The sequence below is a fragment of the Photobacterium kasasachensis genome (genome assembly GCF_050336885.1).
Lineage (GTDB): Bacteria > Pseudomonadota > Gammaproteobacteria > Enterobacterales > Vibrionaceae > Photobacterium > Photobacterium kasasachensis.
The window spans coordinates 713244-729408 of sequence record NZ_JAKJSH010000004.1; the positions used below are offsets into that span (position 1 = coordinate 713244).

Here is a 16165-nt window from a genome sequence, read left to right on the forward strand (position 1 = left end):
CTTGGCTGGCTATAGTCTATTACGCGTGCAGTAACGCCATAGATTCTTTTGCGATAACCCACTCTTCGTTGGTAGGGATTACCATTGCAACTGGTGTATTTGGCTGGGTAATAATACCACTGTTACCGAAGCGAGCAGCCGCATTGGCTTCTTCGTCTTCGCGGTAACCGAAGATCTTCAGGTTCTCTAGGATCTTGCTGCGGATTGGCTGAGAGTTCTCACCAATACCGGCGGTGAAGATGATGCCGTCCAGCTCATCCAGTGCCACCATGTAAGAACCGATGTACTTAGCAACACGGTAAGTGAAGATTTCAAAAGCCAGGGTTGCGCCCTCGTGGCCATTTTCCATCGCCTCGATAATACCGCGGCAATCGCTTGTCAGGCCAGATACACCTAGCAGACCCGATTTCGAGTTCAGCTCTTTGAAAACATCTTCCTGAGCCCAGCCTTTCTTCAGCAGGAACTCAATGATACTTGGGTCAAGGTCACCACAACGTGTGCCCATCATCAGACCGGCCAGCGGAGTAAAGCCCATGCTGGTATCAACACTCTTGCCGTCTTTGATTGCACAAACCGATGCACCGTTACCCAGGTGAACAGAGATAAAATTGCTCTCTTCGATTGGCTTGTTGATCATCTTGGCAGCTTCACGGCTGACGAAGTAGTGGCTCGTACCGTGGAAACCGTAACGACGGATGCCGTATTCATTGTATAGCTTCTGAGAGATAGCACCTGTGTACGCACGGGCAGGCATTGTCTGGTGGAACGCCGTATCAAATACCGCGTACTGAGCCAGAGCCGGGAAAGCCTTAATTGCAGCTCGCATACCGATAACATGAGCAGGGTTATGAAGTGGTGCCAGATCGCTTAGCTTCTCGATTTCTTCCAGCACGCTATCGTCAATTTTTACTGTTTTGGTAAACTTCTCACCGCCATGGACAACTCGGTGACCGACAGCAACGATATCTTGCTTGATACCTTGCTCTTCAAGCAGGGTTACGATGCGATCGACTGCCTGCTGGTGGTGGTTACCTGAATCGTTCAGTTTGTATTCGTGCTTCTCACCGTTGATCTTCCAGCTAACATTGGCTTCAGGCAGGCCGAAGCACTCACCCAAGCCACTCAGGGTTGCCTCACCGCTAACGGTATCGATTAGGGCAAATTTTAGCGAAGAACTACCGGAGTTGATTACAAGAACTAGAGAATTGCTCATGGTTATCTCATCAGAAAAATTAGGGCCTAAGGACAAATTGTTGTCCCGTCACACGTCTTTTTTAGACTGCAGAGGAAAATGTGTGGAGCAGCATTTTCTCGGCATTATATGTTTTAATTACATTATTCAATTTTTTTTGAATAACTCAACTTTTGTTTTCAAAAAAATCAAAATAAGTTAGAAATCGCTGGTCCAGATCAAGTTTATAGCAACGAAAACGTTTAACCTTGGGCGAAAATCGCCCATCAACTAAATTTTTGTTGAATATTTCTCGAATATTTTTCAACTATTGAATAGTGCCCCCCAATCAAAATTAATATGCATTGTGATGAAATCCCTTCAACTTACATCACAGCAAGGTGTTTCTGTCTTCCCTCAGCGGGCTGCTGCTGTCGCCATTTATTCTGCTGAAACCACTGGCTCAGAAACGTCATCAGATTATGAATACGCGGATTGACATTCACGTCACGATGGCAGATCAGCCACCAGTTAAAGGGGCGCAAGGCAGCTTCCGGAAAAAGCTGCACCAGGTCCGGATACTTTTCTGCTATCGCCAACAGGGTAACCGCGACACCGGCCCTGGCGTTGAGCAGTTCAACCTGCATTTTCTGGCTATCGGTACGAAAGCTGAAATGTGACTTACTCAGGGGACGACCAATCCGAACAGCCTCTCGGAGATAAAAGTTATTGCAGTCATCGCCGATTATTTGATGGAAGCCGGCATGTAGATCCTGAAGTGAATCAGGCTTGCCATACTCTTTCAGATAATCACGATGGGCAAAAAATCCCAGTTTTCCTTCAAAGAGATGGCTGACCACAAAATCCGGTTGCTCCGGCTTTTCGACAGACACCAATAAATCGGCATCACGCTTGTTTAGGTTCACCCCTTGATCGGAAATCAGTATCTCGACTTCGATAGATGGAAACTGGCGGTTAAATGCTGTTATCGCATCCGGCAAAAAGTAGTATGCGACCACTTCACTCACAGCCAGCCGGACATGACCATCAATATGCTCTGAAGTAGCGTTAACCTGCCTGGCAAAGCTCTCGGCCCCAAGGGCGGTCGCCTTGGCGGAATCCAACAAGCTCGCCCCGACCTCGGTCACTTTGAGCCCGCTGCAGGAACGATCAAAGAGATTGACGCCGACCTTCTCTTCCAGTGCCAAAATATAGCGGCTCACTGTTGGCTGAGACACCCCGAGTACCTGCGCCGCCGCCGACATACTCCCCTCTTCGACCACAGCCAAAAATATCCGAATACTGTCCCACTCCGTGTTATTCATATTCGTATACCTACTATTCCTATCTGTGTATTTACTATAGCCACAATAAGAACCAAACTGCATAACAGTATATTGATATGAATCGCATGATTGAGGTTAACAATGAGAAAAGCCTTAGTTTTTGGAGCTTGTCAGGAGATGGGCAATAACCTCTGCCGAACGCTGATCAATAATGACTGGGACGTCATCGGTATTATTCGTGACGACTCTGCCCACGTACCGATACTCAGTCAGCTGACTTTGGCCGAGATGAATAGCAATGATATTGACTTCCTGTACCAGGTTGCAAAAGACGTTGATACCGTCTTTGTTCACCTGCCTGAATCAGCGGCTGCCAGAAAAGAGCTCATTTTCTCGATAGAACACATTATTTCGCTTTCCGAGCAGCTCAAACTCCGCTTGGTGATCACCACCAATAAATATGACGTCCAACAACCCTGGTTCCCTTCTCTTGCTGTCTGGAAAAAAAATCAACCCATAACAGTCCGCCTGCCCAAACGACTGAAAAACCGCTTACGGCAAGCGAGCTTTAACGGAGCCAAAGTTCTGGTGATCTGCTGCGGGCACAGCCTGAGCTGCGCACTGCATCATGGCTATCTGGGGATGCTGATAAAAGAAACGCAGCAAAAAGTGATCATCCAATCCCCCAGCAATCAAAGACTCTGCCACTATTGGACATTCTTACCCGATCTTGCAGACAATATTGCCCATCTCCTCTCTCACGAGCAGTGCGAGCAACCCGATTTGAATATTGTCTACTACCCCGGGCACAAAGCCAGTATCAATGATATTGCCCGCTGCCTGGCACTCAGCAGCGGTAAGCCGGTATCGATCATTCAACTATCCTGGACAATCCTTGAGTTCATAGCCTTTTTCTCACCACTATTTCGCCGGTTCCTCAAAACCCGGGAGCTTTGGCAACACGGAGGCAAGCCACCAGCCTACTCGATACCGCTCCATACACCATCAAGCTTTATCCATACGCCACTGGAGCTGGCTCTACAAAGAAGTTGGCGAAGCGTCTCTAACTATGCCTAGTGTCTAACTGTCTTCGCCTAATGTTGCTTCAATTAAGTATCTATAAACTGACAGGGGCCCTCACGGGGCCCCACTTAACATAGACATTTAAACTAGAGAAGTAATAAACACTCACCGTTCAAACTGACGGTAACGGTCGAACAAACCTTCAATATCATTACTGCACATCAAATCCATATTCTGTTTCAGAAGATCGAGCGGCCAGTCCCACCATTTCATCTCCCGCAGCATGATAATCTGTTCCTCGTTAAAGCGTTTCTTAACAACCTGCCCGGGGTTGCCGACCACTACGCCATAGGGTTCAACATCTTTGGTTACCACGGCCCGGGCACCAATCACCGCCCCGTCGCCAATGTTAACTCCAGGCATAATGACGCACTCGGATCCTATCCACACATCATTTCCGATCACCGTGTCTCCGGCCCGCTCGAAGCCTGACTTGACCTTGTCACCAAACTGGCTGACATCAAAAGGAAACGAAGACACCCAGTCATGGCGATGTCCTTGATTACCGGCCAGCATAAAGGTCGCCCCCGAGGCTATCGAACAGTATTTGCCGATAATGAGCCGGTCAACCTCACCGAAAATACCGGACTCCCAGACGGCCCGGCTGGAATGATCCCCCAACAGGTAACGTACGCACTGATCCTCAAAATGTTTATCGTGATAATAACCAGAATAGTAGGTATGCGCCCCGACAGAAATATTCGGATTATCGATATGTTCTCGAACCTCATAGCCGCCAAGCCATGAAGGAAATATGGATGATGACATAGCCACCCCTTTTTATTATGTATAGCCGTCTAATCACACTACGAAAAATGGCGTAAAATGCTGTCCTTCTTTTATCAACCATTATCGAGCCCTGCAAAATGCTAACAGAACAACTTTTTTCAGCTTACCTCGGTGAACTGTACGGCATTGCCTTTTTTTCTGCTTTCGCTGAAAAGTATAGCGATGATAGGCATATCAACAAATGGCAAAAGCTGATCCTTGTCGAACAGGTCACTGCCCGCCACCTTAAAACCGGGCTGGAAAAACTCGGCATCAACTGCCCCGACAGCCACCCGGCAATGGAAGGCAAGGGGCGTCATGATGCTGAAAAATGGCTATCACTGGAATGGCCTGCTCTAGTCGATACCATGGCATCCTGGGTCGAACCCTATGCGCTGAAATATCGTCATCAGGCCCAACAGGCACGACAGCATTCTGAATTATTCCAGCTAGTACAAGAACATGAAGATGCCATCTTGGCATTTCTACGAGGTGAGCAAAGTGAAATAATCAACAGTCAGACCGCGCTGGATAGCTTCCTTTCCCGCTATCACCGCCCCGGCAATCAATAGCGAATTTCTGCCTGATGCTGTCGAGGTATAGGTATATCTGCATTTCTAGACAGAATAAGGGACAAATCTCATAACTTACAAAAAAACGCCATTAACCGCGATTAAGATAGCAAAACGTTAATATGCGCATTGTAGAACTACAGACGGTGTATTAACAATGAGGTGTCAGCTGCATAAGAGTGGAGTGCGTTTTATGGATAAAACCAGCAACACGGTAATAAAAAAAGCATCGGGAGTACGCTGCGTCATTTTTGATTGCGACGGCACCCTGGTAGACAGCGAGATACTCTGCAACCAGGCCTTGGTCAATATATTCAACCGACTAGGTGCCAATCTCTGTCTCGAAGAGTGCCTTCGCCATTTTCAAGGCGGCAAAATGGTCGATATTCTCACCGAAACAAGGGAGCGCGCCGGCATCAAGGCCCGCATCGATGATCTCGAGCCCATGTATAGGAAAGAGTGCCGGCAGCTTTTCGAACAGGGGCTGATGCCAATCAAAGGCGTGCCTGAGCTGCTAGATGCCTTGTCGAGCATGGGGTGCGATATGTGTATTGCCTCCAATGCGCCTATCAGCAAAATCGAACACACTTTAAGCCTGACCGGACTACTGCCCTATTTTGAAGGTAAGCTATTTAGCGGCTTTCAGGCTAACAGCTGGAAGCCTGAACCGGATATTCTCCACTTCGCCGCCATGCACATGGGTGTGATGCTACAAGAGTGCGTATTCGTTGATGATACCCCGAAGGGGGTGCAGGCCGGGATCAATGCCGATATCCGTACCTTTCACTTTGCCGCGACGCCCCACTCGGTCAAGATTAACCATCCGAGAGTGACCACCATTACGGCGATGCCGCAGCTGCTTGATCACCTTGAGGTGGATTCAGTACCGGTATCATGATGACGACTTCTTCGATTCTGCCGTAAAACTGTCCCAGGAAGTGGCCCAGTTTTGCTGCTGGTACTCCTTGGTCGCTGTTTCATTCTTGGTCTCGGATGCCAAGCTGCTGTCGTCTGATCCTTCGCTTTTCTCTGCGTTTGCGCTAACGCCGTTTTCTATGTCGCAAAATTCGCTGTCCCGCTCCGGTGAGGCGACCGAAGACAAATCCATCTCCACCTCGCCATCCCGGCTGGCAATCGCCTCAGCCTGTGCCGTATCTCCTGCCAGCTCTCCGCTGGCCAGCGATGCCAGTACATCCTCGTCAGGTCGGTAGCTACTTCGAGCATATACCCGATCCATCAGATCAATTACCCGGTGGCGTGCAACTGGCTGGCGTTTAAGCAACCGAAAGACAGAGTTGGCAACACTCTGTGCCGCCAGGATAGACTCAATTCCAACATACTGCGCCGCTTCATCACGTTCGGTCTTAGCCGTTTTATGGCCAAAGGCGTTGGCAATAGAAAACCACACATAAGCGATAGCCGCATCATTGGCATCTGATCCCAAGTGCATCTTCGCGGCCAAAAACTGTGCTTCACTGCTACCCATTTCGGCCGCTCTTTCCAACCAGTAAATAGCCCGAGCGCGATCCTTGGCCACTCCGACCCCACTCTGATAACAAAATGCGGTTTTGATACAGCCCTTAACCTCATCGGTCAGCGCCGCCCGCACCCGCCAGCCGAAAGCGACTAGAGGGTCTTTGTGCTGGTTGATTTCTGCTACATACCAGTCACCGAGAAAAAGCTGCGCCTCCACATGCCCCTGCTCAGCCGCCGCGATAATTTTTTCAACCCCCGACTCTGTATCAATCTCGGTGCCGTAGCCGGATACCAGATAATACCCCAGCTGGTACAAAGCTTCCGGCTCTTTGCGCTTGGCCAGCACGACTTGCTGCCAGTATTTCGATTTCGCCTCGCCATCAGAGTCGGACCGATCTAACCGACATAGGCGGGCCAGGGCATTCTGGGCAATATCGTTGTCTAAAGCCGCAGCCTTCTGGTACCAGAAGATCGCCTGACTGATACTGGTCAGCTCAAACTCCTTTGCCAGCGACAGCTGGCTTGATACGTGCCCGGTCTGCGCCTTGAAGACTTTTTCCTCGTGCTCAGCCACTTTGGCCTTTTCCAGGACCCGCTGATACTTTTGATCTTTGAGCACTTTCTCCTGCACTTTAACGCGCTGAGATTTCATCGCGGAAAAATAGCGGACAATCACCCAAACCAGCACCACGCCGATCAAACTCAGACCGATTACCAGGTTTGACATAACCCCTCATGCAACAATTTTCTACACTCTATGTAACGGCACAATACCGCAAAACTAGAGCTATTATGCCAGAGTAATTAACCACACAAAAAACACTGTTTAAAAATAGAGAGATAAAGAAGAACTGCAAACTCAGATAGTGCCGTTATTCGATGCTATTTTTTACTTATACCATTGCCAATAACACATTAAGGATCATGGATGTTTCTCGATTACTTTGCTCTGGGGGTCTTGGTGTTTGTTGCCGTTTTTTTATTCTACGGCGTGATCGCAATCCATGATATCCCCTATGAAATATCGAAAAAACGCAATCACCCTCACCAGGATGCCATTCATTATGCCGGCTGGGTCAGCCTGTTTACCCTTCACGCCATCTGGCCGTTTCTGTGGATCTGGGCCACGCTATGGCGGGAAGATCGTGGCTGGGGGTTCACCAAAATACAAAACGAACAACACGAGCTTCACCACGAAGTCCTCCAGCTGACAGAGCAGGTAGAGCGACTGACCGAAAAAGTGGCACAGCTAGAAGTCACTCAGGCCCGGCAGTCTACCACCTCCCATCGAAACGACACAGTTGACCAGAAAGAGGAGGACTAATGGATTTATTGCTGGTTCTTACCTATACCGCACTGTGCATTGCCGTCTTTAAGATTTTCCGGATCCCGCTCAACAAATGGACAGTACCAACCGCGGTTCTGGGGGGCATTGTGCTAGTTGGCACCCTGATACTACTGATGAACTACAACCATCCACATACCAACTACGGCGGCCAGTTTTTTGTCACCACTCCTATTGTTCCCGGCGTAAGGGGAAAAGTGATCGATGTACCGGTCTCGCCCAACCAGCCGATCAATAAAGGCGAGGTATTGTTTAAAATCGATCCCACTCCCTTTGAAGCAGAAGTCAGGTTGCAGCAAGCCTCCCTGGCCGAGGCAAAACAATATGTTCTCGGTCTTGAGGCCGACTATAAATCGTCCCAGGCCACCACGGCAAAAGCCATCGCCGAACGTGACCGAACCCTGCAGCAGTTCAAACGTTACGAAAAAGGCTACAAACGCGGAGCATTTACCCAGTCAGAAGTCGATAACCGACGCCAGTTCTATCTCAGTGCCGAAGCCTCTCTGGCTGCAGCCAGGGCCGAGGAGCGCCGTTCCAAGCTTGCCTTTGAATCCGAGATCATGGGTGAAAACACCACTGTCGCCAAAATACGCGCCCAGCTCACCCAAGCAGAGTTCAATCTCAATGAAACCGTTGTCTATGCGCCTACCGATGGCTACGTCACCCAGGTTACACTGCGCCCGGGCATGATGGCCGTGCCACTGCCGCTAAAGCCTGTCATGACATTCGTTCACCAGGAAGAGCAACTCTATATCGGCGCCTTTCGCCAAAACTCCCTGCTGCGTCTTGAAACCGGGTTCAAGGCTGATTTTGTCTTTCGGGCCCTACCGGGTAAAACCTTCAAAGGTGAAGTGATCGAGGTCCTGCCAGCCATCGGTGAAAGCCAGGTACAGGCATCAGGCATGCTCTACGGCAGCGACTTGCTGCTAAAACAGGGGCGACCGTTGGTTAAACTTCGGGTAACCGATGATCTATCACCTTTTCATCTCCCACAGGGAACCAATGTCGAGATTGCCGTCTATTCCGACAGCTTCGAACATGTATCTGTCATGCGAAAAGTATTGATCCGCATGAAGAGCTGGCAGAACTATCTCTTCCTTGATCATTGATCCGAGATTAGGATCACCGTCACGGAATAAATTTGTGCGATCGGGTTGTCTAACAGATATACAGCACGAGGGAAGTGACCATGTTATCTATTTTCGATATCTACAAAGTCGGTGTCGGACCATCCAGCTCCCACACCAACGGTCCGATGCTGGCAGGGTTCAATTTTTGCCAGAAGGTTGATGCACAGATTGGCGCCATAGAACGTGTTCAAGTCGACCTCTACGGCTCATTGTCCCTGACAGGGAGAGGGCACCATACCGACCGCGCGACCCTTCTCGGCCTGATGAATAACACCCCGGACAACATTGACATCGAACAGGCCAACAAAGCGATGGCAGACGGTATCCAGACCGGGACACTCCATTTGGCAGGCAAGAAAACCATCGGTTTCAATCCAGATACCGACATGCTGTTTCACGACACCAACCTGCCACTACATGAAAACGGGATGACCATCAGTGCATTTGATACTGCCGGCAAACAGCTCTTTATCGAAACCTACTACTCGATCGGCGGTGGTTTTATTGCCACGGCCGATGAACTGCAACGCGGTAAATCTGCCGACACGGTCACTGTGCCTTACAGCTTTCACTCTGCCGAAGACATCCTTGCTACTGCGGAAAAGGAAGGCCTGTGTATCGGCGCGATGATCCTCCGCAACGAGCTGGCTTTCCGGTCCGAGGACGAACTCGATGCCAAGGCCAAGCAAATCTGGGCGGTCATGTCTTCCTGTATGAAACGCGGGTTTAAAACCGAAGGGATCCTGGAAGGTGGCCTGAATGTTGTTCGCCGTGCCCCGGCACTGCTGAAAAAACTCGAAGCCAATAAAGACGTTGATAACGATCCAATGACCATTCTCGATTGGGTGAACCTGTTTGCCTTCGCCGTCAGCGAAGAAAATGCCGCTGGCGGCCAGGTGGTTACCTCGCCGACTAACGGTGCTGCCGGGGTGATCCCGTCGGTGCTGATGTACTACAACAAATTCATCTGTCCGCTCGACACACCGCAAATCAAAGACTTTCTCGCTGTCTCGGCCGCTATCGGCATGCTATACAAAATGAACGCATCCATTTCCGGTGCCGAGGTCGGTTGTCAGGGTGAGATCGGTGTCTCCTCGTCGATGGCAGCGGCAGGTCTGACGGCAATTCGCGGAGGCAGCAACGAGCAAATCTGCATGGCGGCAGAAATCGCCATGGAACATTCGCTGGGAATGACCTGCGATCCGATAGGCGGCCTGGTTCAAATTCCGTGTATCGAGCGTAATGCGATGGGAGCGATCAAAGCCATCAATGCCTCGCGGATGGCCTTAAAGCGCAACAGCAAGTCGCTGGTCTCTCTCGACAAGGTTATCGAAACCATGTACCAGACGGGTAAAGACATGAACAAGAAGTACCGGGAGACCTCACTCGGCGGCCTGGCGATGATCCACCTCGCCCCACCCTGCGAGTAATTCAAGTAAATCGAGGAATTAGAAAAGAAAAAGCCAGCCGCTGGATGGCGACTGGCTTTGATGTTCGAGACTTGGTCTATCTGTTAGTCAAACTCAACCAGGTTCTTCTCGTAGTTCTCGTACTGCGCTTCCACTTCCTTCGATGCGCCGCCCGTCATAGAGCTGATCACAATGATAGAAATCGTCGCGAAGATAAATCCAGGTACGATTTCGTACATATCGAACAGTCCGCCTGACAGTTGCTTCCAGATCACCACAGTCAGGGCACCAACAACAATACCCGCAAGCGCACCGTTACGGTTCATGCCTTTCCAGAACAGGCTCAGCAACAGAGCTGGACCGAATGCCGCACCGAAGCCAGCCCAGGCGTAAGACACCAGCCCCAGTACCGTGCTGTCAGGGTTCATCGCCAGTACCAGCGCAACGATAGACAGCGCGATAACAGCCACACGGCCGACCATTACAATCTCTTCTGTCGTTGCCTGCGGACGGAATACCTGCTTGTAGAAATCTTCAGCCAGCGCCGATGATGACACCAACAGCTGTGAATCCGCCGTACTCATGATTGCCGCCAGAATCGCCGCCAGCAAGATACCGGCAATCACAGGGTGGAAAATCGAGTTTACCAGCAGCATGAAGATTTTCTCGCCATCAGCCAGTTCGCCACCCAGCTGGTTGTCGACAAACAAAATACCTACCAGGCCAACAAGAATAGCCCCCGTCATCGACAGTGCTGTCCATGCTACCGCGATACGACGTGCAGTACCGATATCTTTATTAGATCGAGTCGCCTTGAAACGCGCCAGGATATGCGGCTGACCGAAATAGCCCAGACCCCACGCGGCCAGTGAGATGATCGCAATCGCCGACAGCGGCTCGCCCTTGACATCATTAAACAGCGTCATCAGCTCTGGGTTCTTCGCTTCCAGTGCCGCAGCTAGATCACCAACACCACCACTCATAGCCGCAATCGGTACAATCAGCAATGCCGCCGACATCAGCAGCCCCTGAACCAAGTCAGTCCACGACACGGCAAGGAAACCACCGAACAAGGTGTAAGAAACGACACACACCGTACCAATAATTACCGCGAGGGTGTAATCAAGACCGAATACGGTTTCAAACAGCTTACCACCGGCAACCAAACCTGAACTGGTATAGAAAAGGAAGAACAGCAAAATAAAGAATGCTGAAATGGTTTGGATCAGTTTAGATTTATCGTCAAAACGGCGAGCCAGGAACTCAGGCAGAGTCAACGCATTATCCGTGGTAATACTGTAGGTACGCAGGCGCTTGGCACAGATCAGCCAGTTTAGCCAGGTGCCAATTAGCAGGCCACCGGCCAGCCATAGCGATTCCATACCTGCCGCATAGGCATAACCCGGCAGCCCCAGTAGCAACCAGCCACTCATGTCCGACGCACCGGCAGACAGTGCTGCAGGCCAAGGACCAAGCGTACGGCCGCCAAGGAAATAGTCGGCGGAGTTTGCTGTTCGCTTGTAGGCAATATAACCAATCGCCATCATACCGATCAGATAAACGATAAACGTTCCTGTAATAGCAAAGCTATTTTCTATCATTGTTGAGTTCCCTCACTTAGAGCCCCTGTCCATAGCAGGGGCTTTTTGTTTATTGTGCTGAAAGATTTTCAGCTGAGCTGTTTAGTACAACTCGCGTTAGTGTTCTTCACCACTCCCCAATTCAAGCAATGTCGCGTTTCCGCCAACTGCTGTGATATTGATGGTCCGTGTCCTTTCGGTCACGAAACGCAGTGAGTACGTAGGGCTACCGATAACAGGCAGTGACTCGCAGTCAGTCTCGCTGATCAGCTGAGCCAGCAACCCGTCACGGGCAGCCAATTGGCGCACCAGCGCCTGTGATGTTGATAGCTTTCCGGCGTACGCCACACCAGCAATTGCCGGGTGACTCACCAGATCCGCAAGCTGATCGCTATCAATTGCGGTGACAACACCGCGAGCACAGCCGCTTTTCTCCAGCTGTGCAGCCAGTTCACCTGCCGACAGCACGTAGTCCGACGGTAGGCAAACAAAAACTGTATTTCCGGTAACCAGTGCCGCCGCAATTTGGCCGACAATAGCAACCAGTGATGTCTCGACATCGGCTGTTACAATGAAACTGCCGCGACCGGCGCAATAAAGCTCGTTGGTCTCACCCGTCGGCCCGGGCATCAGCAGTGTCTCTGCCACATGCTCGCTGGCATTTCGACACTGAAACGCCACCATTGCCCGAACATCGGGGGCCAGCTCTTCAGCCCAGCGGCCCAGGATCTGTGAGCGTGCCTCATAGCCCAAGCCGTTCCACCCTTCCCAGGCTGCCGAGCTGTTATCTACCATTGCTTGAATACTTGTCGTCATAGCTATTTCCCTCTCAACTCAGCGGCCATTAAGCGTTAAACACATCTTGGGTAAAACGATACAGGTAGTGCGGACCACCTGCTTTCGGACCGGTTCCCGATAATCCCTGCCCACCAAATGGCTGTACCCCGACCACGGCACCGACCTGGTCCCGGTTGATATAGCAGTTACCGACACGGGCACGGCGCTCGATGTGGCAATAAGTACGCTCATTTCGGCTATGGATCCCCATCGTCAGACCAAAGCCAGTGTTGTTGATTTGGTCAATCACCTGCTCCAGCTCGCTGGCCTTGAAGCGTACGATATGAAGGATCGGGCCGAAGTTTTCATTCTTCAGCACATCAATGCTGCCGATCTCAAACGCCGTAGGGGCAACAAAATCACCGTGCTGACACTCTTCATCCAGTGTCGCCTGCGCCACCACCTTGGCCTGGTTCTTCAAAGACTCAATATGGGTCAGCAACTTTTCACGGGCGCCGGTATCAATCACCGGGCCGACATCGGTACTGTGCAGTTCAGGCCTGCCTACCGACAATTCATCCATTGCTCCCTTGATAAGGGAGGTAATGCGATCGGCAATATCTTCCTGAACAAACAACACCCGAAGGGCCGAACAACGCTGGCCAGCAGACGCAAAGGCCGAACGAACCACATCACGAACAACCTGCTCGGGCAGGGCCGTACTGTCGACGATCATCGCATTCTGTCCACCGGTCTCGGCAATAAACGTCGCCGGTTCACAATCGCGTGCCGCCAGCGAACGGTTAATACGCTGTGCGGTCTCGGTCGAGCCTGTAAAGGCCACCCCAGAAATACGCGGATCCGATGTCAGGGGTGCCCCCACCTGCGCTCCCGTACCTGGCAGGAACTGGATAGCCCCCGCTGGCACGCCTGCTTCCAACATCAGCTCAATAGCCCTAAACGCAATCAGCGACGTCTGCTCCGCAGGTTTTGCGACAACCGTGTTACCTGCCACCAGAGCAGCAGACACCTGACCGAGGAAAATCGCCAATGGGAAGTTCCACGGGCTGATACAAGCAAACACACCGCGCCCCTGGTAGCTCAGCAACTTGGTCGTGCCATCAAAACCGGTTATTTGCTTCGGCTCGGCAAAGTCCGTTGCCGCCTGATCGGCATAGAAACGGCAGAAATCAACCGCCTCACGAATTTCATCGATGCTATCCTGAATCGTTTTGCCCGCTTCGCGGTGGCAAAGCGCCACCAGCTCACCGGTATGTGCTTCCAGCAAATCAGCCAGGCGGACCAGGCTTTGAGCTCGCTCGCCAGCCGGTCGCTGTGACCAGCTCGGATACGCCTCGGCAGCTACGGAAATAGCGGCTTCTACCTGCTCGGCACTGGCAAATGCAATACTGCCAACAGCTTCACGGCGGTCATACGGCGCTGTAACGGCCTGCATCTCACCAGATTGTTTTTCACCATTGATAATAGGGCCAGCCTGCCACTGGTGCTGGGCAAATGTCTTGACCGAGTCCGAGAACGGACGCCATTCCGACTCGATATCAATATTAACCCCCAACGAGTTCTTACGCTGTTCACCGAAGATTTGCGGTGGCAGCGGGATCAGGGCGTTATGCAATGTCGGCCGGGACAATAGTTCATCAACCGGGTGCTGGGTCAAAGACTCAACCGGACAGTTAGCATCGACCAGACGGTGTACAAACGAGCTGTTGGCACCATTTTCCAGTAGACGACGAACCAGGTACGGCAACAAATCTTTATGGCTACCTACCGGTGCGTAAATACGCACGTTCACATTGTGCATGTCCATCACATGGTTATAGAGCGCATCGCCCATACCATGCAGGCGTTGGAATTCGTAATCCTTATTTGAGCTTGCCATGGCAACAATCGCCGACACCGTGTGAGCGTTGTGGCTGGCAAACTGCGGATAAATCAAACCACGCAGATGCTCGGACAGCAGAAATCGGGCACAAGCCAGATAAGAGCTGTCAGTCGCTTCCTTACGGGTGAACACTGGGTAACCAGAAAAACCACTCTGTTGCGACAGCTTCAGCTCGCTGTCCCAATACGCTCCTTTCACCAGACGTAACGGGATCACGTCCCCCTGTCGCTTGCTCAGTGTTGCCAGCCATGCCAATACCGGCAGCGCGCGCTTTGAGTAAGCCTGCACAACTAAGCCAAAGCGTCCCCAGCCACGAACTTCGTCCGAGCGGTACAGCTTCTCGAAAAGCTTCAGCGACAGTTCCAGACGATCCGCTTCTTCGGCATCAATCGTGATCCCGACATTCAGCTCGCGGGCACGCTTGAGCAGCGACAGCACCGACTCATACATCTCGTCCAGTACACGCGTCTCATTGGCAACATCGTAACGAGGATGCAGCGCCGACAGCTTGATAGACACAGTCGGATCCGGCGATTTCGCATTGCTGCCCTTCTGGCTCGAATAGGCATCACGTCCAACCGCTTCGATGGCCATTATGTAGTCTTTGAAGTACTTCTGGGCATCCTGTGCGGTCAGTGCGGCTTCACCTAACATATCGAAGGAGTAGGTGAATCCCTCATCGCGCTTGTCTTTACCGTTTTTCATTGCTTCGGCGATGGTACGGCCAAGAACAAACTGGTGACCCATGATTTTCATCGCCTGGTTCATGGCCTGGCGGATCACCGGTTCAGACATTTTGTTCACCAAGCGATTGATCACATGGCTAGGTGTACCATCTTCCTTGGCATCCATAGTGACTACTTTACCGGTCAGCATCAGGCCCCAGGTCGATGCATTCACGAACAACGAGTCAGAGCTTTTCAGGTGCGATTTCCAATCTGCTACGCTGAGCTTGTCACGGATAAGTGCGTCAGCTGTTGCCGCATCAGGAATACGCATCAGAGCCTCGGCAAGGCACATCAGCAAGATGCCTTCTTTGGTATCCAGGCTATATTCCAGCAACAACGCATCAATCATCTGAATCGCGTTCTGATCGGCACGAACACGCTCGATCAACGTCGCAGCCTGTTCCGTGGTGTGTTTACGTTCTTGCTCCGAAGGCTCAGCCAAAGGTATCAACTGTTTAAGCCACTGAGACTCATCAACAGAATAGAGCGGTGAAATCAATGTCCAGATTTCTTCCAATGGTCGCTCAATAAATGATGGCTGAAGTACATCTGCCGCATTGAACATAATCAATCCCTCAATAGTGAACCTGATTGAATACCAGTATCTATATCTACTAGGCGATCTCGCTCAGGTTAAATGTTACACCAGTGTTAGCATTGAGAGGATTCTATTTTCCGCCACGCCGAGAGTCTTGCTATATTCTCCGATAATTTTTAGAAAAAGTCCGTTTTTTAACAAAAATAGACACAAAACTACATCAAAAACTTTAGTTTCATATAGCGAAACGCTAATTACAGCTACGTCAATAGTGTTATTAACTAGTCGGTCAGCAGTGATTGTCGGGAACGATGATCAAGAGAGGTAGACGGATAGTAACGCCAAAAAGTACTGAAGGGATAGTGGCGAGATAAGCGCTCAATGGCTAACCGGCGTTAC

At 51.0% G+C, this 16165-nt stretch carries 13 protein-coding genes; 6 read left to right on the forward strand and 7 right to left on the reverse strand.

Features of this window, described 5'->3' with window-relative positions:
• Positions 1–19: 19 nt before the first annotated feature.
• Complete coding sequence (locus L4D19_RS02985) at positions 20–1213, reverse strand: acetate/propionate family kinase (RefSeq protein WP_428451122.1); 1194 nt, start codon at positions 1211–1213, stop codon at positions 20–22.
• A 344-nt stretch (positions 1214–1557) separates the two neighbouring features.
• The gene (locus L4D19_RS02990) at positions 1558–2496 is read right to left on the reverse strand and encodes a LysR family transcriptional regulator (RefSeq protein ID WP_428451123.1); all 939 of its coding nucleotides are present in this window, start codon (positions 2494–2496) and stop codon (positions 1558–1560) included.
• Positions 2497–2598: 102 nt separating this feature from the next.
• Here L4D19_RS02990 and L4D19_RS02995 point away from each other — a divergent pair, with 102 nt between their 5' ends.
• Positions 2599–3534, forward strand: coding sequence for a Rossmann-fold NAD(P)-binding domain-containing protein (locus tag L4D19_RS02995; protein WP_428451124.1), 936 nt, complete (start codon positions 2599–2601; stop codon positions 3532–3534).
• Between the two features lie 111 nt (positions 3535–3645).
• On the opposite strand, the gene L4D19_RS03000 is transcribed toward L4D19_RS02995, so the two are convergent.
• Positions 3646–4308, reverse strand: a complete 663-nt coding sequence (locus tag L4D19_RS03000) for a CatB-related O-acetyltransferase (protein ID WP_428451125.1) — start codon at positions 4306–4308, stop codon at positions 3646–3648.
• Between the two features lie 98 nt (positions 4309–4406).
• Between L4D19_RS03000 and L4D19_RS03005 the strand changes: the two genes are divergently transcribed.
• Both L4D19_RS03005 and yieH read left to right on the forward strand, forming a co-directional pair.
• Positions 4407–4880, forward strand: coding sequence for a hypothetical protein (locus L4D19_RS03005; RefSeq protein ID WP_428451126.1), 474 nt, complete (start codon positions 4407–4409; stop codon positions 4878–4880).
• A 193-nt stretch (positions 4881–5073) separates the two neighbouring features.
• The gene (gene yieH / locus L4D19_RS03010; protein WP_428451127.1) at positions 5074–5778 is read left to right on the forward strand and encodes a 6-phosphogluconate phosphatase; all 705 of its coding nucleotides are present in this window, start codon (positions 5074–5076) and stop codon (positions 5776–5778) included.
• On the opposite strand, the gene L4D19_RS03015 is transcribed toward yieH, so the two are convergent.
• Positions 5773–7083 (reverse strand): tetratricopeptide repeat protein, encoded by a 1311-nt coding sequence (locus tag L4D19_RS03015; RefSeq protein WP_428451128.1) that lies wholly within the window; start codon positions 7081–7083, stop codon positions 5773–5775. The genes yieH and L4D19_RS03015 overlap by 6 nt on opposite strands.
• Positions 7084–7284: 201 nt before the next feature.
• On the opposite strand from L4D19_RS03015, the gene L4D19_RS03020 reads away from it, so the two are divergent.
• The 3 genes from L4D19_RS03020 (at position 7285) to L4D19_RS03030 (ending at position 10261) form a co-directional block, all read left to right on the forward strand.
• A complete protein-coding gene (locus L4D19_RS03020; RefSeq protein ID WP_428451129.1) occupies positions 7285–7680 on the forward strand; it encodes a DUF3302 domain-containing protein in 396 nt (131 codons plus the stop codon).
• Positions 7680–8810 (forward strand): HlyD family secretion protein, encoded by a 1131-nt coding sequence (locus L4D19_RS03025; protein ID WP_428451130.1) that lies wholly within the window; start codon positions 7680–7682, stop codon positions 8808–8810. The genes L4D19_RS03020 and L4D19_RS03025 overlap by 1 nt, the downstream gene beginning before the upstream one ends.
• Before the next feature lie 80 nt (positions 8811–8890).
• Entirely contained in the window at positions 8891–10261 is a 1371-nt protein-coding gene (locus L4D19_RS03030) for an L-serine ammonia-lyase (RefSeq protein ID WP_428451131.1), read from the forward strand.
• A gap of 83 nt (positions 10262–10344) precedes the next feature.
• Here L4D19_RS03030 and putP read toward each other — a convergent pair whose 3' ends face one another.
• The 3 genes from putP to putA form a co-directional block, all read right to left on the reverse strand.
• A complete protein-coding gene (putP, locus tag L4D19_RS03035) occupies positions 10345–11841 on the reverse strand; it encodes a sodium/proline symporter PutP (RefSeq protein WP_428451132.1) in 1497 nt (498 codons plus the stop codon).
• Between the two features lie 96 nt (positions 11842–11937).
• Positions 11938–12636: an aldehyde dehydrogenase family protein gene (locus L4D19_RS03040; protein ID WP_428451133.1), complete on the reverse strand. Its 699-nt coding sequence runs from the start codon at positions 12634–12636 to the stop codon at positions 11938–11940.
• 28 nt (positions 12637–12664) lie between these two features.
• Positions 12665–15793 (reverse strand): bifunctional proline dehydrogenase/L-glutamate gamma-semialdehyde dehydrogenase PutA, encoded by a 3129-nt coding sequence (gene putA, locus L4D19_RS03045; RefSeq protein ID WP_428451134.1) that lies wholly within the window; start codon positions 15791–15793, stop codon positions 12665–12667.
• Positions 15794–16165: the final 372 nt, after the last annotated feature.